Raw genomic sequence first — 22,398 nt, 5'->3', positions numbered from 1 at the left:
GGCACATCGCGCGCACTGGTGCTCTGACCAGGGTAGATGCATCGCTTTGCGTGGAGGTGGCGTCATGGTTCGCGCGTGGGGACCCCATGCTCGCCGCTGGTGTGAACTGCAATAACATCATTATCTGACATTGGGTAAATCTTTGCCCGCAGGATGGCGGAAAAGTTTTCGCATTTTGGACGGGCCCGAAACGGGCATTGCCCCGGCCGCCACTGGCGGCCGGGGCAATGCGGTGGTTGTCCCCGGGACGATCACCCCGGGGGCGCCGCGGGGATCAGAAGCCCATCCGGCAACCGGACACGATGATCTCCTGCCCGAGCAGGGTCACCACGCGCACCGCGTACTGCGCGCGTTGCCCGTTCGGGCCGAGCACCGTCTGGTTCACGTGGACGGTCGCCACGCCCGGGATGCCGATGCTGGCGGGTCCCGTGCCGATCGGCGTGCCGTTCAGCGTGCCCACCCGCGACGAGCTGGACAGGCCCGACTCGTTGGCGATGCAGCTCGTCTCGATGTCGGACAGGGTGATCGCGCCGCCCAGCAGGCTCGCGCTGGACACCTCGGCCCCGGCGTCGGTGCGGCCGGTCTGGACGTCGAGGAAGCAGTCCGCGTGCAGCGCCTGCACGGAGGCCAGGCCGAGCACGTTCAGCGAGGCGGTCGTCTTGTCCGAGGACGGCGGGCAGGTGGCGTGCGGGGTCTTGGCGATGGTGAGCAGGCCGGAGGCGCTGATCGACCACGCTTCGGCCCGCACGTACGACACCAGCTTGACCACGGCGGTGGCGGACCCGCCGTCGTCGTCGGTGACCGTCACCAGGACGTTGTGCGCGCCGACGCCGGTGTAGGTGTGCGACGCCGTGCACGTGCCCGAACCCGCGCCCTGCGCCACGGTCCCGGTCGCGACCGGGGTGCCGTCGGCGAAGTCGACGGTGCAGGTGTGGGTGTCGTGCGTGGCGATGTCGGTGAACGGCGCGGTGACGCCGATCGGCGTGCCGCGCAGCACCAGCGTGCCGTTCGCGGGCGCGGAGATGCCGACCTGGGGCGCCACGTTGGTCAGCGTCAGCGTGGTCGTGGCGACCACGTCGGGGTGCAGGCTGTCGTTCGCGACCAGCCGCAGGGTCCACACCCCGTCGTCATCGCAGGTGACGGTCGTGTTCAGCGAGGTCGGCGCGGAGAAGGCGCACGTCGCACCCGCGTCCACACCGGACAGCGGCACCGCGCTCCACTGCGTCGCCAGGCTCGGCCCGTCGGGGTCGACGACCGTGCCCGCCAGGGCGACCGGCGTGCCCTCCTGACCCGAGTACGGGCCGCCGGGGATCACCTCCGGGGGGTCGTTGACGATCACGGTGGTGCAGTCGGTGACGGTGCCCGCGCCGCCGCCGTCCGTGCCGCGCGCGGTCACGCACAACTGGTGGGTGCCGGAGGTGAGCGCAGCGGTGTCGACGGTGTAGCCCACCGACGCCGGACCGGTCTGCGGCAGGCCGGGCGTGATGTTGGTGATCGCCGTGGGCGCCCCGTTGTCCACGCTCAGGGCCAGGTTCGTCAGCGTCGAGTTGATGATCCCGGGCACCACGTTCGGCAGGTTGGCCGGGTCGGGCACCGCGGTGCACGTGCCGCCGGTGAGGTCGGCGATGGCCTGGAGGCTGGCGTTGTACGCGCCGCCGTTGCACGCCGAGCCGGGGCCCACGGCGAAGGTGTGGTAGTCGACGTTGGCGGGCACCGCGCCCGCGACCCCGGTCACGTCACCGGAGGCGAACCCGTCGGACAGGAACAGCACGACCTTGCGGGCCTGCGTCTGGGCGCCGGTGACCGTCGTCGCAGCCTGCACGGCCGGGACGAAGCTGGTGCCGCTGGGGAACGACTTCGGGGTGAACTGCTGCACCCCGCCGATCACCGCGGAGTTCACCGCCTCCTCGACGTCGCGGGCGCCGTTGCCGTTCTCGTCGGACTCGGGGGCGGTCAGCAGTTGGTCACCACCGATCGGGCGCACGTCCACGGTCGCGGCGTCGGAGCCGAACACGACCGCGCCGACGCTGCCCACCACGGTGTTGGGTGCCGCCGCGATGGCGTTGAGGTTGGTCACGGCGGTCTGCTCGCAGGTGAGGATCGTGCCCGCCGCGCACCCGGCCGCGGTGCTGCCGGAGACGTCCACGACGTAGGTGAGCGCGGTGTCCTTGACCGCGACCCCCGTGCCGATCGCCGCCGTGCCGGTGACGGTCACCGGCCCCTGCGGCACCACCGTGCCCGCGGCCGGGCTCGCGACGTCCACCGAGATGCTCGTGCCGCCGGGCAGGTTGCCGTCGACGGCCACCGCCTGCACCCCGCCTGCGACCACGGCGGCGACCGCCACCGCCGTCGCCCCGATCATGCGCTTGGATCTCACATTCCCACGCCCCTTCACTGATGTGCTCTCGCGCAGGGGAAATCGGCGTGGTGTGACCCGGGTTACTAGGCTATTCCAGTGAGTTGCGCTCTGTCGCGGGCCGCACCCGGACGGCCCTGCCCCGCTGCTCCTTGCGGGGAGGCGGGGACCGGGCGAACCGACGCGCGGTGGGTGCGCGGCCTGTCAATCCGCCACTCGATCCCATCGTCCACAGAGGACTCTACTCCGCGCGGGGTCACCCTCGCCGGGCGGGTGCCGCCCGCGGCGCACCGCTGATTCTGTACTTGCGGGCCCATTTTTCCCGCTGCACCGTGGCGGGCATGGCACTGGACAACCACTTCCTGCTGGGCCGTTCCGGGCTCCGCGTCAGCCGCCTGGCACTGGGCACGATGAACTTCGGCACCGGCGGCTTCCACGCCGCGTACGGCAGGACCGAGGACGAGGCCCGGCCGATCCTGCGCCGCTACCTGGACGCGGGCGGCAACGCCCGCAAGCACATGCTCCGCGCGGTCGAGGCGTCGCTGCGGCGCCTGCGCACCGACCACCTCGACCTGTCCTGCTGCACACCTGGGACCGGATCACGCCGGTGGAGGAAGTGCTGCGCACCTTCGACGACCTCACCAGGGCGGGGAAGATCCGGTACGCGGGGCTGTCCGACGTGCCCGCCTGGTACGCCGCGCGGGCGCAGACCCTCACCGAGGCCCACTCGCTCGTGCCGATGATCAACCTGCAACTGCCCTACTCCCTCATCGAGCGCACCGTCGAGACCGAGCACGTCCCGGCCGGGCAGGCCCTGGGGCCCGGCGTCACGGCGTGGAGCCCGCTCGGCGGCTTCCTCACCGGCAAGTACCGCCCCTCCGACACCGGCTTGACCGGCGAGCAGCTCGGCACGTCACTGGCGGCGCTCGACTTCGAGCTGCCCGCGCGGCTGCGGGCTGACCTCAACAAAGCCAGCGCTGTGCCCCGGCGTCGGTCTACCGGATGTTCACCCCTCAGTACCAGGAGTGGCTGGTCAGCCCCGGTGCCAAGGTCGGGGACAAGGCCGCCTGCTACCACCCGGTGGTGCGCAACTGGGTTCAGCGGTAGGTGCGCAGGTAGTCCAAGCACAGGTCCAGGACGGATTCCAGGTGCGCGGGAGAACCCGTCGACAGCAGGATCACCACCCCGCCCTGGATCGCGGCGATCAGCGCACCGGCCACGGCGTCCGGGTCGACGTCGCGGCTGATGTCACCGCTGCCCTGCATCTGCTCGATGCCGACCCGGACGTGGTGCTGCCACTGGCCCAGGAGCTGCCGGGTGACCGCCTGCGCGGCTGGGGTGTGCCTGCCCGCCTCGGTGATCAACACCCCCAGCGGGCAGTGCCCCCCCTGCTCCCGGTAGCGCTCGACCACCGCGTCCCGCCACTGCCGCCACGCCGCCCACGAGGTGAGCTGCCCGAGGTGCGGCTGCTGGTCCCGCAGCACCCGGTCGGCCTCCCACTGGGCCACCGCCAGCAGCAGTTGCTCCCTGCCCCCGGGGAAGTAGTGGAAGAGTTGGCTCTTGCCGGTGCCGCTGCGCCGCCCGACGTCGTCGAGGGTGACCGCGCCGATGCCGCGCTCGCGGATCTCCGCGACCGCCGCCTCCACGATCCGCTGCCGGGTCGCGGCACCCTTCTTCGTGAGCACTGGCCCTCCTCGGATGCCCTCACCAGTCTACTTTCCCCCGTCCGACGCTTTCCCCTTGTCCCGCCGGGCGATCAGCAGGCCTGCGGTGCCCGCCACGAGCACGGTGAGGACCAACAGGACGGTGGGGCGCCACGGCCACGGGCCGCCCGTGAGCGCCAGGTGCGCGGTCGGGTACTCGATGAACTTGCCGGCGGCCGTCGCACTCGCCCGGTCCGCGGTGACCGCCAGGTCGGTCAGCGCGGCGTCGAACCCGCGCACCCGGCTCACCGGCACGTCGTGCTCAGCGGCCCACCGGGTCAGCGCCGGGTCGTCGGCGGTCAGCACCAGGCGGTCGAGGTCGGCGGGTGCGGCGGCCAGGAGGCGCAGGCCGTGCCGGGTGCGCGTCTCGCCGTCCACGGCCACCGGGACGGTGCGCTGGGCGAACGACGAGCCGGAGTACACCTCCAGGGCGGCGGCCAGGTCCAGTTCGTCCACCCCCGGGCCGACCCCGACCCCCGTGGTCGCCCGCCCCCACGGGAAGGCCGCGTTGAGCACGTAGGGCAGGTCGGCGGGGGAGTACCCGCGCACCGGGATGTCCAGCCCCGCCGCGCGCGACCAACCCGGGTACGCCGCCAGGGCGCCCGCCCGCTCGGCCTCCTCCGGCCCGGCCAACCGCTCGACCACGCGCAGCGCCCCGACGACCCCCGAGCTGACGCCCGCCGTGGTGATGACGTCACCGTCTTCGACGTACCGCTTGCCCGCGACCCATTCCACGGCGGGGTGGTCATCGCGCATACCGTCCACAGCAGACCAGAACGTGGTTGCGGAGCGGCCGTCGAGCACCCCCGCCTCGGCCAGCACCTTGGCCCCGCTGCACACCCCCAGGACGAGCGCGCCCCGGTCCGCCTGCCGCGCCACCCACTCCCGCAGCGCCGCCTCGCCCGGCCCCGCCCAGTCGACGACCGCGGGCACGACCACCACGTCCGGCGCGTCGACCTGGGCGAAGGTGTTGTCCGGCACGACGTGCAACCCGCCGGAGAGGGTGACCGGCGACAGCTCCTGGGCCACCACCCGCACCCCGAACCGCGGCGACCCGGCGAACACCGAGTACGGGGCGAGCACGTCGGCGGCCACCGAACCGGTCGCGCCGACCGCCACGGCCACCACCAGCCGGTCCGGTGGCACGGGTGCGGTGGCGGGCCAGTGGCCCGGCGGCGGTTCGGGGAAGCCCTCCGCCATCGACGCGGTCACGCCGAGGGCGGCGGCACCGGCGAACAGGGTCGCGGCGACGACGCCGCCGAGCACGCGGAAGCGCATGGGGTCCTCTCGGGAGAATCGGGTGTCAGGCGCGCAGCGACGACGGCGGGGCGCCGTGGCGTTCGCGGTAGAGCCTGCGGAGTTGGCGGGCGTCGCGGAAGCCGGTGCGGGCGGCGACCGCGGACACGGTCAGGTCGGTCGCGGTCAGCAGGTCCTCGGCCATGGCCAGGCGCAACCGCTGGTGGAACTCCAGCGGGGTGATGCCGGTTGCCGCGGTGAACGCCCGGCTCAGGCCGCGCGGCGACAGGTGCACCCGGGCGGCCAGGTCGGCCAGCCGGTGCGGCCGGTCCAGGTGCTCGGCGATGTGGTCCTGCACGGCGTGCACCGCCTCGTCGACGTGCGCCCGGGAGCTCAGGAACGGGCTCAACTGCGCCCCACCGCCGGGCCTGCGCAGGTACACGACCAGCGCGCGGGCGACGGCCGCGGTCGTGGCCGGGCCGTGGTCGCGGTGCACCAGCGACAGCGCCAGGTCGATGCCCGACGCGACGCCCGCGCTGGTGCTGACCGGGCCGTCGTGGGTGAACAGCACGCCGTCCTGGACCTTCGCCCGGGGGTAGCGCGAACGCATGGGCTCCAGCAGCTCCCAGTGCGTCGTGCAGCGGCGGCCGTCCAGCAGGCCGGCCTCGCCGAGCGCGGCCGCCCCGCTGCACACGGCGGCGAACTCCGCACCGGCCGCCGCCGACCGCCGCAGCCAGGTCACCAGTTCCGGGTCGACCCGCACCCCGGTCCGCTCCAGCCGGGGGCCGGGGACCAGCACGAGGTCGCCCGCGGACACATCCGGCAACGGCCCCAGGTCCGCCAGCCGCAGCCCCTGCGCGCTGTCGACCCGGTCCGCCACCGCGGCGTACTCCAGCCGGTAGGCCGCGCCGCGGTGGTTCGCCGCGTCGAAGACCTGCACCGGCCCGGCCAGGTCCAACAGGTTGACCGCGGGCTGCACCACCACCACGACCCGTCGCGCTCCGCTGTCCACACCACGACGGTATGCCCGCGGGCGCGGACAGCGGTGGTCCGCGTGCGGACGGATCAGGTCACGGGGTCAGGAGACCGGCAGGGTGTACCGGGAGACGAAGTCCCAGATGGTCTCGTTGGCGTCGAGGTCGCGGCCCGCGATCCCGAGCGACGGCACGGGGTACGGGTCGCCGCCGGGCCAGGCGTGCCCGGCCCCGACGACCTGGAACAGGACGACCGGGGCACCCGCGGCGCACCCGGTGTAGTCGTGCCGGATGGCGGTGGTGCCGTCGTCGGGGTCGGTGTCGGGCAGGGGTGTGGCGACCGGCTCGGGTGCGCACCCGTTGTGGGCCGCCCAGAACGCGGCGGCGGGGACGGTGGTGCTGTAGCGGACCAGCGGGTCGGCGTCGCCGTGGATCATCGCGATCGGGATCTGCCGCGCGGGCGCGCAGCCCCGCGGGTCGTTGAGCTGGCCCGAGACCGGGGCGAAGGCGGCGAACACGTCGGTGAGCACGCAGGCGGTCAGGCTGGTGAAGAACCCGCCGTTGCTCATCCCCGAGGAGTAGGTCCGCCGCGGGTCACCGCCGAAGCGCTCGTGGACCTCGGCCGCGAGGGCGCGCACGAAACCCGGGTCGTCGACGTCGGGGACGGGCGGGCCGCCCAGGACGCCCTGCCACCCGGTGCCGTAGTGCTCGGGGATGACGAGCAGGTAGCCCCGCTCGTCGGCGTGCGGGGTCAGCTTGTCGTACTGCTCGGCGACGGCCGGGGTTTCCAGCAACCCGGGGAAGTGGAACAGGACGGGCAGCCCCCGCGCCCCGCCCCGCCCGGCGGGCACGTGCACGACGGCCCTGCGGTCCTGCCCGGCGTGGCGCAGGGTGACCGCGTGGTTGCCCGCGTCCAGGACGCGGTCGACCACGGTGATGGTGGCGAGTACGAGGTTCCGGCTGCCGGCCCTGGTGATCTCCACCAGCCCCGACCACCGGATCGTGTCGTCGGCAACCCGGCTGACGCCCCCGGACACCTGGGCCTTGACCCGCACGCCCGCGGCCGGGTCGTCCAGGGTGACCTCGCCCGCCAGCCCGATCGCGCCGCGGCGCAGGTCGAACGCGGCCGTCGCCCCACCGGCGAGCCCCGCCCGCCCGCTGACCCGCTCGGCGCCGTAGTCGGCGATGTCGTCCAGCACGGCGACACCGCCGTCGACGACGGGCGCGGCGACCCGGTAGGCGGGCACCGACGGCAGGCCCCCGGTCGTCACCTCGACGTGGTCGGCCACGGGCTCCGGGGCGGCTTCGGCGGCACCGCTGCCCGACCCGGTGAGGGCGGTGACCGCGACACCCGCCACGGCCAGGCACGCGAGCGGGCGCCACGACGGTCGAACCACCACGGGGACCTCCAGTTGATGCCGGGGCGCCCATGCTGGCACCGCGCCGACCCGTGGCTCTAGTACCGCACCGAACAACTTCGGCGGAGGGTTGTGGCGGGCGTGACGAACGCGCCGCCCAGACCCCCGCCCACCTCCAGAGCCTCCCGGGTCGTCGGATGGCACCGCTTTGACCAGCGCATTTCAACGCTGGCGCGTCAACTGGCGCCGCTGTGGCATCACTCTGAGCCAAGATGGCTTGCCGTGGTGCCACGCGTGTGCCATGCTTGTGCCATGGACCTGACCTCCTATGTGGGCAACCTCGGACGAGAGTTCGCCACGCTCGCCGAAGCCAGCGGCGACGAGGCGCGGCTGCTGGTCGAGCGGCTGACCGGGTCGCTCGAGTCGGCGATCCGGATGACGCTGCTGGAGGCGCTGTCCGCCGCGGCCGACGAGATCACCCGGGACCTGGCCCCCGGCTCGGTCGAACTGCGCCTGCGCGGCCGCGATCCGAACTTCGTCGTGACCGCACCGCCTGCCGAACCGGCCGAGGCCGCGGTCGAGGAGGACCCGGCGGCGGCCGACGGCGGCCCGCTGATCGCCGAGGACGGCCCCAGCTCGCGGATCAACGTGCGCCTCCCCGAGCAGCTCAAGGCCGCGGTCGAGGAGGCCGCCGCCAAGGAGGGGCGCTCGGTCAACGCCTGGCTGGTCCGCGCGGCCTCGACCGCACTGCAACGCTCCGACCGCGACCAGCGGCCCGAGCAGCGCACCGGTGCCAAGCGGGCCCAACAGCGCCTCACCGGCTGGGTGCGTTAGCCCCACCACAGTCCCACCGCTGCACCGCTTTCCCACACGCGTCCCTGACCTGCGGGGATGTGCCACCGACCCATGACGAGGGGACAGCCATGCCCATTTTCGACACACCCGAACCGATCTCCGTCACCGTCGAACTCGGCACGGGCAACGTGCGGATCACCGCGAGCGACCGCGCCGACACCTCCGTCGACGTCCGCCCGAGCGACGAGTCCAACGACTCGGACGTGCAGGCCGCCGAACGGGTCCGCGTCGACTACGCGAACGGGGTGCTCCAGGTCGTGGGGCCGAAGTCGCGCGCTTTCGACTTCTCCCGCAAGACCAGGTCGGTGGAGGTGTCCATCGCCCTGCCCAGCGGCTCGCAGGTGACCGGCGAGGTGCAGGTGGGGGACCTCAACGGCACGGGCAGGCTCGGCGAGTGCCGGTTCAAGACCTCCGCCGGGAACGTCCGGCTGGAGCGGACCGGCTCCCTGCGCGTGGACACCGCGGCCGGGCACGTCACCGCGGACGGCGTCGCGGGCAACGCCGAGGTCCACACCGGCTCCGGCAAGGTCCGCATCGGCGACACCGACGGCTCCGTGGTGGTCAAGAACTCCAACGGCGACACCGCGCTCGCCGGGGTCACCGGCGACGTGCGGGTGCGCTCGGCGAACGGCGACATCTCCGTCGACCGGGCGGGCGCCGGGGTCGAGGCGAAGACGTCCAACGGCAGCATCCGCCTCGGCGAGGTGGCCCGCGGCTCGGTCGAACTCGGCACCGCGATGGGCGACCTGGACATCGGCATCGCCGAGGGCACCGCCGCCTGGCTGGAGGTGAACACCGGCTTCGGGCAGGTGCGCAACCTGCTGGAGAACGCCACCAGCCCGGGGGAGTCCGACGAGACCGTCGAGGTGCGCGCGCAGACCTCGTTCGGCGCCATCACCATCCGCCGCTCCTGACCCGCTCCTCCCACCCCGGAAGGGAAATCCCATGCACACCCAGCACTCGGCGATCGCGGCCACCGGGCTGCGCAAGTCCTTCGGCGACCACGTCGTCCTCGACGGCATCGACCTGGACGTCCCGCGCGGGAGCGTCTTCTCGCTGCTCGGCGCCAACGGCGCCGGGAAAACCACCACGGTCAAGGTCCTGTCCACCCTGATCCGCGCCGACGCCGGGAGCGCCTGGGTCGCCGGGCACGACCTCACCACCGAACCCGACGCCGTACGCGCCGCGATCGGTGTCACCGGCCAGTTCTCCGCGGTGGACAACCTGCTCACCGGCAGGGAGAACCTGCACCTGATGGCGGACCTGCACCACCTGCCCCGGGGCGACGGCAAGCGCCGCGCCGGGCGGCTGCTGGAGCAGTTCGACCTGGTCGAGGCGGCCGGTAAGCCGGTCTCCACGTACTCCGGGGGGATGCGGCGGCGGCTCGACCTGGCCATGACCCTGGTCGGCAGCCCTCGGGTGATCTTCCTCGACGAGCCGACCACCGGCCTGGACCCGCGCAGCCGCCGGGGCATGTGGCAGATCGTCCGGGAGCTGGTGGCCGGTGGCGTCACCATCTTCCTGACCACCCAGTACCTGGAGGAGGCCGACGAGCTGGCCGACCGCATCGCGGTCCTCGACCGCGGCAGGCTCGTCGCCGAGGGAACCGCGGACCAGCTCAAGCGCCGCATCCCCGGCGGGCACGTCCGCCTGCGGTTCGCCGACCCGCTCGGCCTGGACGCCGCCGCCCGCCTGCTGGGCGAGGTCTCCCGCGACGACGACGCCCTCACCCTGCGGGTGCCCAGCGACGGCAGCCTGCGCTCGCTCAAGACCCTGATCGACCGGCTCGACGACCGGGCCATCGAGGTCGACGAGCTGTCCGTGCACACCCCTGACCTCGACGACGTCTTCCTCGCCCTCACCGGCAACCCCCACGACGAGAAGGTGACCTCCCGATGAGCACCCCCGCCCCCGCCGGACCCGCCCCGGCGGACCTCCGGTTCCACCCGCTGCGCGACTCGGCGACCATGCTGCGCCGCAACCTCAAGCACATGCTGCGCTACCCGTCGCTGACCGTGATGCTCGTCGGGATGCCGATCGTGTTCCTGCTGCTGTTCGTCTACGTGTTCGGCGGCACCCTGGGCGCCGGGCTCGGCGGGGCGTCCGGCGGGCGCGACGCCTACGTCGACTACGTCACCCCCGCGATCATCCTGATGACCGTGACGGCCGTGGTCCAGGGGACGGCGATCTCGGTCGCCATGGACCTGACCGAGGGCATCATCGCCCGGTTCCGCACCATGCACATCGCCCGCGTCTCGGTGCTGACCGGGCACGTGCTGGGCAGCGTCATCCAGGCGGCGTTCGCCCTGGCGGTCGTGATCGGCGTGGCCCTGCTGGTCGGCTTCCGGCCCGCCGCCGGGGTGGGCGGGTGGCTGGCCACGGCGGGCTTCCTGGTGGCGCTGACGTTCGCCCTGGTCTGGCTGTCGGTCGCGCTCGGCCAGGTCAGCAAGAGCGTCGAGGCCGCGAGCAACGTCGGGATGCCGCTGCTGCTCCTGCCGTTCCTGGGCAGCGGGTTCGTCCCCACCGACTCCATGCCCGCCGGGCTGCGCTGGTTCGCCGAGTACCAGCCGTTCACCCCGATCATCGAAACCCTGCGCGGCCTGCTGATGGGCACCCCGGTCGGGCACAACGCCGCCGTCGCGCTCGGCTGGTGCGCCCTGATCGCCCTCGGCGGCCACCTCTGGTCCAAGCGGCTGTTCAACCGCGAATACGCCCGCTGACCGCCCTGATCCCCACCCTCCCGCGAAAGGAAACCCGATGACCTCGACGGTCCCCACTCCGCATGGCCTCCCCCTGGACCGCGACGCGAGCCCCTTCGACCCGCCCAGTGCCATCACCCGGCTGCGCGAGGGCCGCCCCGTCAGCCCCATGCTCTTCCCCGACGGCCACGAGGGCTGGCTCGTCACCGGCTACGACGCGGTCCGCCAGGCCATGGCCGACGCCCGGTTCAGCTCCCGCCAGGACATCGGCATCCTGCACCTGCCCTACGAGACCCCCGGCATGCCCGCCATGACCGAACCGTCCCCGCAGGTGCCGGGCGTGTTCATCAACATGGACCCGCCGGACCACACCCGGCTGCGGCGCACCCTGACCGGCGCGTTCACCGTCAAGCGCATGCGGCAGCTCGAAAGGCACATCACCGAGATCGCCGAGCGGCAACTGGAGCACCTGGCGAACCTGACCCCACCGGTCGACCTGGTCAGGGAGTTCGCGCTGCCGGTGCCCTCGTTGGTGATCTGCGAAATGCTCGGCGTCCCCTACGCGCACCGGGAGAACTTCCAGGTCAACTCCGCCAAGATCCTCGTCAAGGACATCTCGCTCGAGGACAAGATGGCCGCGTACAACGAGCTGACCGGCTACCTCGCCGAACTGGTCACCGGCAAGCGCGCCGCCCCCGCCGACGACCTGCTGTCCGACCTGGCCCGCAACGACGACCTCAGCGTCGAGGAACTGGTCGGCATGGCCTTCGTCCTGCTGCTGGCGGGCCACGAGACCACCGCCAACATGCTGGCACTGGGCACCTTCGCGCTCCTGGAGCACCCCGACCTGGCCGCCGAACTGCGCGCCGACCCGGACCTGCTGCCCGGCGCCGTCGAGGAGTTCCTGCGCCACCTGGCCGTGGTCGACTTCCTCTACCGCTACGCCACGGAGGACATCGAACTCGGCGGCGAGACGATCCCGGAGGGCTCGACCGTCGTCCTCGCGCTGCTGGCCGCCAACCGCGACCCCCGGCGCTTCGACGACCCCGACGCCCTGGACCCGCACCGCAACGCCCGCGGCCACATGTCCTTCGGCCACGGCATCCACCAGTGCCTCGGCCAGCAGTTGGCCCGCATCGAGATGCGGGCGGGCTTCGGCGGGCTGCTGCGCCGCTTCCCGACCCTCCGGCTCGCCGTCCCGGCGGCCGAGGTGCGGCTCAGGACCGACATGAACATCTACGGCGTCCACGAACTGCCGGTCACCTGGACGGACACCGCCCCCTGACCCACCGCCGCTGTGGCCGAGAGCGGCATCGGTTGGCAAGGAACTGACTCCAACTGACCGATGTGGCCACCTGCCCGGGGTCACTAGCCTGATCACCTGGTGACGTCGGGAGGGGTGCGCGGTGTCGAAGGTCGTTCGCGGGTTGGTCGCGGTCCTGCTGCTGGTGGCAGCGCCGCTGGCGGTGCCGGGGGTGGGCGGTGCGTCGGCGGCGGCGTGGACGCTGACCGCGGCGCAGCGGCAGGCGTACCTGTCGCACTACGCGCCCGTCATCTTCAAGCGCGGGGACGAGAGCAGCGGCCGCGAGGGCACCGACTGGCTGTCGAACTACGACTTCGACCGCGACGGGAACTTCTCGAACAACCGGGTGAACTGGCGCGAGGTCAACCGGTACACCCTGGCGGGCGCCCACCCCGACTGGCGCATCCGGCCCACCCTCTACACAGCCCTGATCGAGTACACCAGCGGCGGCACCAAGGACCTCGTCCTGATCTACCACGTCTACAACGCGGCCGACAAGGACTTCAAGGACATCCACGACTGGGAGCGCGTCGAGATCGTGCTGCACGGTGTCACCGGAGACCCCGGCATCGGCGAAACCCCCGTGTACGCCACCATCACCGACCACAAGGACCACGTGATGCGCCGCGGCGTCAACTTCATGACCGCCCCGACCGGTAAGCACCTGATGCTGTGGCAGGCCGACGGCAGCGACCTGGACTCGGTGACGGTCAACCGCCACGGCCACGAACTGCGGTTCGTCACCGACTCCTGGGCCACCGTGGCGTCGCGGATTGAAGGCACGGGCACGGCCGAGGTCGACATCAACAACGACAGCGACAAGAACGTCCACTACGTCTTCGTCCCGGAGCGCTCCACCGGCGCGGTGGCGGCGCTGCGGGCGGGCGCGGTGACCCCGGCGGCCGCTCACGACCTCGCCAGCAAGGTCGACGACGACACGGAGGTCCCCTGGCGGGCCACCAAGCGGGTGACCTACGAGTTGCAGGACCTCGCCGACATCGTCCCCACCCACTGGCAGCACGCGGCCTGGGCCACCCACTGGCTCAGCGACGAGTCCAGCGACGTCCTGCTGGAGTCCCCGGTGACCTCGGAATCCGGTGCGGTCGAGGTCACCGCCGGGCTCCAGCGCTTCTACACCGCCTCCCGCGACTCCGGCCGGTCCGACCTGACCGACGGCCGCGAGGGCATCCTGTCGAAGAGCTGGTTCTACGGCGCCTACTCCGGTGAGGAGAACGCCGACACCATCTCCGGTTCCGACGACTTCGGCGGCTACCAGGGCCTCGGTCTCGACAGCCAGGGCCGCAGCCGCGGTGCGGCCAGCGGTGACCCCGCCTCGCACGGCGCCTACTGGCGGCAGCACGACTTCTTCGTGCACACCGGGGTCGTCGACACCGCTGAGAGGCGGGAAGCGGGGACCTGGCTGACCGGGCAGTGGTACACCGCCGCGAACGGCGGCTTCGACGGCCGCTGGGTGCAGCTCTTCGACGACCGGCCGTGACAGCGCGGTGGGCGCCGACCCGGACCCGGGTCGGCGCCCACCGCCGGGTCAGCCCACCGGCAGCAGGTGCCGAATCCGGTCGTCGCCGAGGGACAGCAGCAGCGTGGGCAGCCGCGGCCCGCGCTCGGAATCGACCAGCAGCAACTGGTACATGAGCTTGAAGAAGTCCTTCTGCGCCTGCTTGACCCCGTCGGTGGGCGCGTCGTCGAGTTGCAGGCCCGCGGCCAGCTTCGGCACGCCGTAGACGACCCGGGTCAGGCCGTCGAGGCTCCAGTCGTCGGTCATGTGCTCCAGCAGCAGCCGCAGGTGCTCGCGGTCGGCCCCGCCCAGCGCGGCCAGCGCCTCGGTGGCGGGCTCGGTGCGCACCCGCGTGCGCTCGTCGGCCGGGACGTGCTCCTCCAGCCAGTTCGCGGCCAGTGCCAGCCGGGGCTGCACGGCGGCCGGGGTCAGCTCCGGGTCCACGTCGTGCAGGATGCGGGTGAGCTGCCGCTCGTCGCCCGCGGTGATGTCCTGCGCGGCGGAGATCAACCGGAAGGACACCGTGCGCTGCGGCCGGGGCAGCTTCCCGAGGCTGGTCTCGGTCGCCCGGTCCAGCACGGACACCTCCCAGGCGTCCGCCTTGCCCTCGGCGACGCGGGTGCCCAGGCGGTCCCACTCGTCGTAGAGGCGCACGACCTCCGCCCCGAAGTCCACGGTGAACGCCTGCTCCGGCTTGCGGCGGGTGTAGAGCCAGCGCATGACCGGCGCCTCCAGCACGCGCAGGCCGTCGGCCGCCGTCGGCACCCCGCCGCGCGACCCGGACATCTTGGCCGCGCCCTTGATCCCGACGAACGAGTACCCCTGGTACACCGGGGGTTCGGCGTCGAACACCCGGCGCACCAGGTCCGAGCCCACGGTGAACGAGGAACCGGGGGAGGAGTGGTCCACCCCGCCGCCCTCGAAGACCACGCCCTCGTAGGCCCAGCGCATCGGCCAGTCGACCTTCCACACCAGCTTGCCGTGGTTGGCCTCGCGCAGCCGCACCGTGCCGCCGTGCCCGCAGGACCGGCACCGGTAGTCGACGGTCGCGGCGTCGCGGTCGTACCCGGTCACCACCGTCTCGTCCCGACCGCACTCGTGGCAGTACGGGCGGTAGGGGAAGTACTCCTCTTCGGACGGTGGCGTGTCGCCGCCCTTGGTGCGGTACCGCGACAGCAGCTCGTCGATGACCGCGCGGTTGTCCATCGCGTGCAGGATCTGCTCGGTGTAGGCACCGGACCTGTACATCTGCGTCTGGCTGATCTCGCGCAGCTCCACGCCCAGTTGCGCGAGCGCGGCGCGGAACGGCGCCTTGAACCGCTCGGCCCAGCTCTCGTACTCGCCCCACGGGTCCGGCACCGCCGACAGCGGGCGCCCGATGTGCTCGGCGAAGTCGGCGGGCAGGTCGGCGGGCACGCGCCGCAACCGGTCGTAGTCGTCCCAGGACAGGATGTGCACCCAGTCCCGCCCCCGGCGGCGCACCTCGTCGGCGACCAGGTGCGGGACCATGATCTCGCGCAGGTTCCCCAGGTGGATCGGCCCCGAGGGGCTGATCCCCGAGGCGGACACGATGGGTTTGCCCGGCGCCCGCCGGTCGGCCTCCGCGATCACCCGGTCGGTGATCCGCGCAACCCAGTCCTGCCCGTCTTTCCCTGCCACCGATTCCTCCGCTGTTCTCGCACTTCGCGCCCGCCAGCGTATCGGCAGCCCGATGTCCGTCCGCGACCGCCCGCGCGCCCGCCCCGGGCGGCGAAACGGGTCGTGCGGGCACCTCGGCGGCGGCTACCGTTGCGCGCCGTGAACCTCGACGGGGCCACCGCTGAGCGGGTCCGGCGCATCCTGGGGTCCCCGGTCGTGCGGGCGCGGGCGGTGACCGACCGCGGCTACGCGCCGAACCAGCGGTGGGTCGTGCGCACCGGCGCGGGCCGCTCGGCGTTCGTCAAGGTGGCGCGGGCGCCGCTGACCGCGTCCTGGCTGCGGGCCGAGCACGCGGTCTACAGCGGGCTCAGCGCCGCCTTCCTCCCCGAACTCCTGGGGTGGGACGACGACGGCGCCGAACCCCTGCTCGTGCTCGAAGACCTCACCGACGCCACCTGGCCCCCACCGTGGACCCGGGACTCGGTCGACGCGGTCCTGCGGACCCTGGACGAGGTGCACGCGACCCCGCTCGACCTGCCGGTGATCGGCACGGACCACCACGCCGCGGCCGGTTGGCCTGTGGTCGCCGAGGACCCCGGGCCCTTCCTGTCCCTGGGCCTGTGCTCCCCGGCCTGGCTCGACCGCGCGCTGCCGGTCCTGCTGGAGGCGGCCACCCCGGAAGCGCTCACCGGGACCGCCACCCTGCACCTCGACGTCCGCAGCGACAACCTGTGCCTGCGCGGCGGCGCGGCCGTCCTGTTCGACTGGAACCACGCCGCCCTGGGCAACCCGCAGCTCGACGTCGCCTTCTGGCTGCCGAGCCTGCACGCGGAGGGCGGCCCGCGCCCCGAGGACGTCCTCGACCTCGACCCGGCGATGGCCGCACTGGTGGCGGGCCTGTTCGCCGCCCGCGCCGGGTTGCCGCCCATCCCGACGGCCCCGCGCGTGCGCGTGGTCCAGCGCGCGCAGTTGGGCACCGCCCTGCCCTGGGTCGTCCGGGTGCTGGACCTGCCGCCGCCGGACGGCGACCCGGTCTGACCGCGCTACGCGGAGCGGGGGGTGGCCAGGGTGATCGGGTCCGGTGGGGCGAACAGGTCGTCGAAGACCCGGACCCGGTCGAAGGCCATGGCGTGCTCGCGGGCGCGGACCTCCATGGCCGCGCGCTCCCCGGGCGAGAGCTCCAGCACCACCCGGTCGATCGCCGCGGCGATGCCCGCGACGTCGCCCGCCGCCACGGTGATCGCCGTGTCGCCCACCGCCTCGCCGGTCCCGCCGGTCGTGGTGGTGATCACCGGGCCGCCGCCCGCCAGCATCTTCTCCGTCAGGGCGATGCCGAAGGTCTCGACGAACTCGGGCTCCGGCTTGGTCGGCAGCGCGTAGGCCGCGCAGCCGCGCATGAGCAGCGGCTTCTCCTCGTCGTCCACGTCGTCGAGGTGCACGATCCGGTCGTCGTCCCCGGTCAGGGCGCGGACCTGGTCGCGGGCCGGGCCGTTGCCCGCGACGACGAGCTTGACCTTCGACCGCGCCTTCGACCGGGCGAACGCGGTGACCAGGTCGTGGATGCCCTTGGCGCGCGCCACCCGGGACAGGAACAGCACGTAGCCGTCGCGCTCCAGGCCCCGCCGGTGCAGTGCCGCGTCCACCGCGGCCGGGTCCAGGTCCAGGTAGGCCGAGGTGTCGATCGGCGGGTAGCTGACCGCGACCCGCCGCGCGCACTCCTCGGCGAAGCGGGTGCCGCAGTGGGCGTCCACGTCCCGCGCCGAGGCGATGATCTCCTGGCGGGTGTACTCCGAGACCGCCAGCACCCGGTCGTTGGCCAGGAAGGTGGTGAACAGGACCACCGCCGCGCCGAAGCGGCCCTCGCGCAGGCAGGAGCGGATCACGTTGGTGACGTCCGAGCCCACCGCCTTGGCCATGGTGCGCACGTCGGGGGCGTAGCCCGCCGCCCGCGCCGCGGCGACGGCGTCGCCGACGACCACGTCGTGCGGGGCCAGGTACATCGACAGGCACGTGGTCGGGACCGGCTCGGCGAGCAGTTCGACCAGGCGCCCGGTCAGCCCGGCCACGTACCGGCCGTCCGGCACCCGGTAGTCGCCGACCGGTTCCGGCCGCTCCACCGTGATGCCGTCGCCGTAGGGGGTGATGCGGTCGAGCGGTTTCAGCGGCAGGCCCGCCGCCTGCAACGCCGGTATCGGCCAGGTGAGCAGGCGGACGTCGTCGAAGCCCCTGGTGCGGGCGACCTCGGCGAGGTTGCGCGCCTCACCGGAGTGCCCGCAGATCACCGGGTCGGCCCGGACGACGATGACGAGGCGGCGGTTCGGTCGTGTCATGGGTGTGCTCCCGTCCCGAACGGGTCCGACGACGACGGCGGGCGGACCCGGTGCCCCCACCCCGAGGGCTCGGGGCCCAGCTCCAGGTGCAGCGTGCCGCCCGCGTGCAGGTCGGACCCGCTGATGTGCGCGGCGTCCAGCGGCTTGCCGTTGAGCCGGGCCGACCGCACGTACTGCGGCGGCGGCGCCTGCTCCAGCCCGTCGGAGCTGATCGGCGCCTCGCGGTGGCCGCTGGTCTCGACGACGAATTCCCCGCGGCCGGTGTGGACGGTGGCGCGCTCGAACGCGGGGGCGTTGACCAGGAACAGGTTCTGCCCGGCGACCGGGAACAGCCCGAGCGAGGCCCACACGTACCAGGAGCTGAGCCCACCGGAGTCGTCGTTGCCCGGCAGCCCACCGGGGCCGGTGCCGAACTGCCAGGTCAGCGCCGCGTGCACCACCTCGGCGGTGCGGTCCGGCCTGCCCGCGTAGTGGTAGGACCACGGCGCTTCCATGTCCGGCTCGTTGTTCAGGCCCTCGAACCGGTTCAGCGCGTACCCCGCCGCCATGACCGTCTGGTCCGGGCGCTTGCCCGGCTGCACCACCCGGGGTTGGCCGTGGCCGAAGAACTGGTCGAGCATGGTCACGAACGCGTCGTCGCCCCCGGCCACGGCGATCCGGCCCGCCATGTCGTGCAGGATGCGGAACGAGTAGTTCCACTTGCCGCCCTCGTAGAACGACGAGTCGCGCAGCAGGCCGGTGGCCGGGTCGAACGCGTTGGTCCACAGCCGGGCGCGGGCGTCGAGGTCGTCGGCGAGCCCGCTGTCGTTGAGCGCCCTGGCCACCCCGGAGGTGCAGTGGTAGGCGTAGGCGAGGTCGAGGGTGTGCGAGATCGGGTGCACCACGCCGTGTTCGTAGAAGTCCTCGCCGTACATCCGGCGCAGGTCGCCCTCCATGTGCACCAGCGCCCAGTTCCAGTCCAGGTCGCCAAGGCCCAGGGCGTGCGCGTCGGCCAGCGCGGTGTGCGCCAGCGCGCTCGCCTGCCGGAAGAACCGGTCGGCGCCGCGGGCCATCCGGTAGCCGATGGGGAAGTTGCCCTCCTCCTCGCACACCCGGATCAGCGACTCCAGCAGGTCCCCGGCCCGGCCGGGGCAGATCGCGGCGAGCAGCGGCAACTGGGTCTTGTAGATGTCCCACATGGTGCACACGTCGAAGGCGAACGGCCCGGCCGTCGGCCAGAACGGGCTCTCGTCGTCGGCGAAGCACGGCTTGATCAGCGAGTGGTACAGCGAGGTGGCGAACACCCGCCGCCGTGCCGGTGACCCGCCCTCGACCTCGACCCGGCCGACGTGGTCGCGCCAGCGGGCCCTGGTCTGCGCGCGGACACCGTCGAACGCCGACACCGCCCCGCCGCACTCCCGGTGCAGGTTGTCCCTGGCCTGTTCGCAGCCGCGCAGCGAGAACCCGATGCGCACCTCCACGCTCTGCCCGGCGCGGGTGGGCCCCATGAACAGCAGCCCGAACGGGCGCAGCGTGGTGTGCCGGATGCGGTCGAAGTCCAGCCGCGTGCCGCCCTCGATCAGCCTGCGGTCGTGCCAGAGCATCTGCCGCCACCCCGGGCTGTCGACCTCCACGTGCACCGACAGCGGCACCCCCTCGACCACGACGGTGCCCCGGGCGCGGCCGTTGCCGGTGCTCTCCACGTGCGCCCGCAGCGGCACCGTCCGGCCGTGGTCGATCGCCAGCCCGCCGCAGGACAGGTCGACGACGACCCGGGCGCTGCGGTGCTCGGGGAAGGTGTATCGGTGCACGGCGACCTTCTCGCCGACGGTGATCTCCGAGCGGATGCCGGTGTCGAGGGTCGCCGCGTAGTACCCGGCCTCGGCGGTCTCGTCGTGCAGCGGCCACGCCTGCCCGAGGGTGTCCAGCGGCTGCACCATCGGGGTGACGCGCACGTAGTTGTAGTACTTGCGGATCGCCCCGGTGCCGGACTGCTGGAAGTGGGTGAACCCGGAGGCCTGCACCCGGTCGAACATCGGCTCGGGCACGCCCTCGGTGTTCTTGGTGTAGAGCCCGTACCCGGTGGGGTAGGCGCCGGAGTAGGCGCAGGCCGACACCATGCCGAGCGGGGAGGTGGCCCCGGGGTGGGTGTTGCCCACCTGCGGTTTCGGCCACCACCAGGTGGCCGCCAGCCCCTGCGCCGCGGGCAGGGAGGTGGCGGCGGTACCGATGAAGGGATCGATGTCGTCGAGGATGGCGAAACCCTAGGACAGGCGCTTCGCCCGGGTGGTTTCGACGATGTGAACTCCAGCCACCACCGCGGTGGGAACGGCTTCGTCCCCACCGCGTTCACCCGGGGATCAGGCCGGCGGGACCGATCCGAGGTAGACGGTGGCCGTGGCGTCGCGCTGCTGCAACGGGTTGTCGAAGGTGACGACCTCGGCGGCGGCGTCGGCGAACACCTTGGAGAGGACCTCGGTGAACTCCGCGTCCGGCGGGTCGTTGGACCACAGGGCGAACACGCCGCCGGGGTGCAGCATCGAGGTGAGGTGCCGCAGCCCGGCCGGGGTGTAGAACACCGCGTTGTCCGGGTGCAACAGGTGCCTGGGGGAGTGGTCGATGTCCACGACGACCGCGTGGAAGCGCCTGCCCGGCTCGGCCGGGTCGAGGCCGTCGGCGGAGCGGGCCATGGTGAAGAAGTCGCCGTGCGCGAACCGGCAGCGCGGGTCGGCGGTCAGTTCGGCGCCCGCGGGGATCAGGCCCCGCTCGTGCCACTCGATCACCTCGGCCAGCGCGTCCACGACGACCAGCGAGCGGACCGCGGTGCTCTCCAGGACGGTGCGCGCGGTGAAGCCGAGCCCCAGCCCGCCGACCACCACGTCGAGCCCGGTGCCGTCGAGCCTGCCGAGGGCCAACCGGCCGAGCGCGACCTCGGAGGCGGTGAACATGCTCGACATCAGGAACTCGTCGCCGAGCTTGATCTCGTGGACCTGCCGACCGGACACCGGGTCGAGCCTGCGGCGCAGGACGAGTTCGCCCAGGGGTGTCGGCCGCCAGTCGAGTTCCTCGAAGCGGGCGGTCACCAGGTCGGCTCGGCGGGTGTGCGCATCGAGCCAGCATAGACAGCGACCGGTGGGTGACCGGTCTTCGGTCGGGGATGGACCCGCGCGCCCGATCGAGATAATGTAATTATGCAGATTAATCCATTAGGCGGAACGTGAGGTCCCATGAGGAACAAGGTGCTCGCCGCGACCGCGGTGGCCACGGCGCTGGCCGCGCTGCTCGCCGCACCGAGCGCGCAGGCCACCCCGGTCACCGCGGTGGCGGCCCCGTTCCCGCTGCCGCAGGGCGTGGCAGGCGGGGTCGCGGCCTTCGTCAGCGACAACGGGCGCACCGTCGCGGGCCACCTGCGAACCGAACCGGGGGAGTCGGTGCTGTGGCGCGGCGGCAGGCTGATCCGGCTCGGCGCCGACGCGAACGTGCGCGCGATGAACGGCGCGGGGTGGTCCACCGGCAACGTGGCCGACCGGGCCGTGCTCTTCTCGCCCACCGGGGCTGCGACCCCGATCGCGGCGCCCGAGCCGGTCGTCAGCAGCCAGGGCCTGGCGGTCAACCGCAGGCGCGAGGTGCTGCTCGGCTGGGCCGCGGTCGGCCAACCGGGGAAGTTCGCCGTCGCCAAGCGCAACGGCTCACTCGTGCGGCTCACCCCGCCCCCGGGTCCGGTGCCCGGATCGGTCAGCATCTCCCCGGAATTCCTCAACGACAGGGGAGAGGTGGCGGGCACCGCCAACGTCTTCACCGGGACCGAGACCGTCCAGTTCCCGTTCTCCTGCCGGGCCGACGGGATCTGCGCGGAGCTGCCCGAGCCGACCGGCCTGCCCGAGGGCGACGGCGAGTTCAGGCTGACCGTCGAGGGGATGAACAACTCCGGCGAGGTCGTGGGTTCGGGCAGTGTGCTCGTGGCCGGCGGCTCCTTCGGCGCACTCGGCGTCCGCTGGACCAACGGTGTGCCGACCGTGCTGCGCGCCCCCGAGGGCGACCTGCAGGCGTTCATCAGCACGGGCCCCAAGACCATCAACGACCGCGGTGACGTCGTCGGCACCAGCCGCACCGGCCAGGGCGCCGCCCGCGCCACCCTGTGGCGGCGCGGCGCTCCCGCATCGCTCCTGACGACGCCCGAGGGGGTCGGCACATCGGCGTACCTGGTGGCGGACAACGGCGACGTGCTCGGCACGTCCGGCTACAACGCGCTCACCCTGTGGACCCGCGGCACGGCCATCCCGCTGCCCCCGGTCGAGGGGCTGCCGAACGCCGTCCCCGGCGACCTCAGCGAGAACCGGGTCGTGGTCGGTCATTCCTGGGGCTTCACGCCCTCCGGCTACACCACCGAACCCACGCGGTGGCAGGTCGGGTGATCACCGCTCCTCGTTGCCCGCCCGACCCGGTCGGGC

General features: G+C 72.9%; 17 protein-coding genes and 1 pseudogene. 9 read left to right on the top strand and 9 right to left on the bottom strand.

The genetic code is table 11. The annotated features are described in order from the left end of the window. Positions 1–274: 274 nt before the first annotated feature. Positions 275–2,377 carry a vWA domain-containing protein gene (locus UO65_RS19280; RefSeq protein WP_152552161.1) on the bottom strand — a complete coding sequence of 701 codons (2,103 nt, stop codon included), beginning with the start codon at positions 2,375–2,377 and terminating at the stop codon, positions 275–277. 586 nt (positions 2,378–2,963) lie between these two features. On the opposite strand from UO65_RS19280, the pseudogene UO65_RS38200 reads away from it, so the two are divergent. Then, a pseudogene (locus tag UO65_RS38200) lies at positions 2,964–3,182 on the top strand (aldo/keto reductase); the annotation flags it as partial. Positions 3,183–3,453: 271 nt separating this feature from the next. Here UO65_RS38200 and UO65_RS19270 read toward each other — a convergent pair. The 4 genes from UO65_RS19270 to UO65_RS33445 all read right to left on the bottom strand — a co-directional run bounded on the left by UO65_RS19270 (position 3,454) and on the right by UO65_RS33445 (position 7,669). After that, positions 3,454–4,041, bottom strand: coding sequence for a TetR/AcrR family transcriptional regulator (locus UO65_RS19270; protein ID WP_035284604.1), 588 nt, complete (start codon positions 4,039–4,041; stop codon positions 3,454–3,456). A 27-nt stretch (positions 4,042–4,068) separates the two neighbouring features. Next, a complete protein-coding gene (locus UO65_RS19265; protein ID WP_052021366.1) occupies positions 4,069–5,337 on the bottom strand; it encodes a DJ-1/PfpI family protein in 1,269 nt (422 codons plus the stop codon). A 25-nt stretch (positions 5,338–5,362) separates the two neighbouring features. Next, positions 5,363–6,307, bottom strand: coding sequence for a GlxA family transcriptional regulator (locus UO65_RS19260; RefSeq protein ID WP_035284603.1), 945 nt, complete (start codon positions 6,305–6,307; stop codon positions 5,363–5,365). A gap of 66 nt (positions 6,308–6,373) precedes the next feature. Continuing rightward, entirely contained in the window at positions 6,374–7,669 is a 1,296-nt protein-coding gene (locus UO65_RS33445) for a CE1 family esterase (protein WP_052021365.1), read from the bottom strand. A gap of 270 nt (positions 7,670–7,939) precedes the next feature. On the opposite strand from UO65_RS33445, the gene UO65_RS19250 reads away from it, so the two are divergent. From UO65_RS19250 to UO65_RS19225, 6 genes are all read left to right on the top strand, one after another. Next, the gene (locus UO65_RS19250; protein WP_035284602.1) at positions 7,940–8,461 is read left to right on the top strand and encodes a YlcI/YnfO family protein; all 522 of its coding nucleotides are present in this window, start codon (positions 7,940–7,942) and stop codon (positions 8,459–8,461) included. Between the two features lie 89 nt (positions 8,462–8,550). After that, the gene (locus UO65_RS19245; protein ID WP_035284601.1) at positions 8,551–9,396 is read left to right on the top strand and encodes a DUF4097 family beta strand repeat-containing protein; all 846 of its coding nucleotides are present in this window, start codon (positions 8,551–8,553) and stop codon (positions 9,394–9,396) included. 31 nt (positions 9,397–9,427) lie between these two features. Next, the gene (locus UO65_RS19240) at positions 9,428–10,381 is read left to right on the top strand and encodes a daunorubicin resistance protein DrrA family ABC transporter ATP-binding protein (protein ID WP_035284600.1); all 954 of its coding nucleotides are present in this window, start codon (positions 9,428–9,430) and stop codon (positions 10,379–10,381) included. Then, complete coding sequence (locus UO65_RS19235; protein ID WP_035284598.1) at positions 10,378–11,202, top strand: ABC transporter permease; 825 nt, start codon at positions 10,378–10,380, stop codon at positions 11,200–11,202. The genes UO65_RS19240 and UO65_RS19235 overlap by 4 nt, the downstream gene beginning before the upstream one ends. A gap of 37 nt (positions 11,203–11,239) precedes the next feature. Beyond that, positions 11,240–12,466 carry a cytochrome P450 gene (locus UO65_RS19230; protein ID WP_035284596.1) on the top strand — a complete coding sequence of 409 codons (1,227 nt, stop codon included), beginning with the start codon at positions 11,240–11,242 and terminating at the stop codon, positions 12,464–12,466. Positions 12,467–12,587: 121 nt separating this feature from the next. Then, on the top strand, positions 12,588–13,982 hold the full coding sequence (locus UO65_RS19225) for a hypothetical protein (protein WP_035284594.1): 1,395 nt from the start codon (positions 12,588–12,590) through the stop codon (positions 13,980–13,982). 48 nt (positions 13,983–14,030) lie between these two features. Here UO65_RS19225 and lysS read toward each other — a convergent pair whose 3' ends face one another. After that, complete coding sequence (gene lysS / locus UO65_RS19220; RefSeq protein WP_035284592.1) at positions 14,031–15,659, bottom strand: lysine--tRNA ligase; 1,629 nt, start codon at positions 15,657–15,659, stop codon at positions 14,031–14,033. A gap of 138 nt (positions 15,660–15,797) precedes the next feature. Here lysS and UO65_RS19215 point away from each other — a divergent pair, with 138 nt between their 5' ends. After that, the gene (locus tag UO65_RS19215) at positions 15,798–16,676 is read left to right on the top strand and encodes a phosphotransferase (protein WP_035284591.1); all 879 of its coding nucleotides are present in this window, start codon (positions 15,798–15,800) and stop codon (positions 16,674–16,676) included. A 5-nt stretch (positions 16,677–16,681) separates the two neighbouring features. On the opposite strand, the gene UO65_RS19210 is transcribed toward UO65_RS19215, so the two are convergent. From UO65_RS19210 to UO65_RS19200, 3 genes are all read right to left on the bottom strand, one after another. Then, positions 16,682–17,968 carry a glycosyltransferase gene (locus UO65_RS19210; RefSeq protein WP_035284589.1) on the bottom strand — a complete coding sequence of 429 codons (1,287 nt, stop codon included), beginning with the start codon at positions 17,966–17,968 and terminating at the stop codon, positions 16,682–16,684. Next, the gene (locus tag UO65_RS19205; protein WP_324608975.1) at positions 17,965–20,190 is read right to left on the bottom strand and encodes a GH92 family glycosyl hydrolase; all 2,226 of its coding nucleotides are present in this window, start codon (positions 20,188–20,190) and stop codon (positions 17,965–17,967) included. Before UO65_RS19205 ends, UO65_RS19210 begins: the two co-directional genes overlap by 4 nt. A gap of 117 nt (positions 20,191–20,307) precedes the next feature. Further along, positions 20,308–21,030, bottom strand: coding sequence for a polyamine aminopropyltransferase (locus tag UO65_RS19200; RefSeq protein WP_035284585.1), 723 nt, complete (start codon positions 21,028–21,030; stop codon positions 20,308–20,310). A gap of 144 nt (positions 21,031–21,174) precedes the next feature. Between UO65_RS19200 and UO65_RS19195 the strand changes: the two genes are divergently transcribed. After that, positions 21,175–22,362, top strand: a complete 1,188-nt coding sequence (locus tag UO65_RS19195; RefSeq protein WP_035284583.1) for a hypothetical protein — start codon at positions 21,175–21,177, stop codon at positions 22,360–22,362. Positions 22,363–22,398 lie beyond the last annotated feature (36 nt).

It is taken from the genome of Actinokineospora spheciospongiae, from assembly GCF_000564855.1.
Lineage (GTDB): Bacteria > Actinomycetota > Actinomycetes > Mycobacteriales > Pseudonocardiaceae > Actinokineospora > Actinokineospora spheciospongiae.
This window is presented reverse-complemented; position numbering and strand designations above follow the sequence as displayed.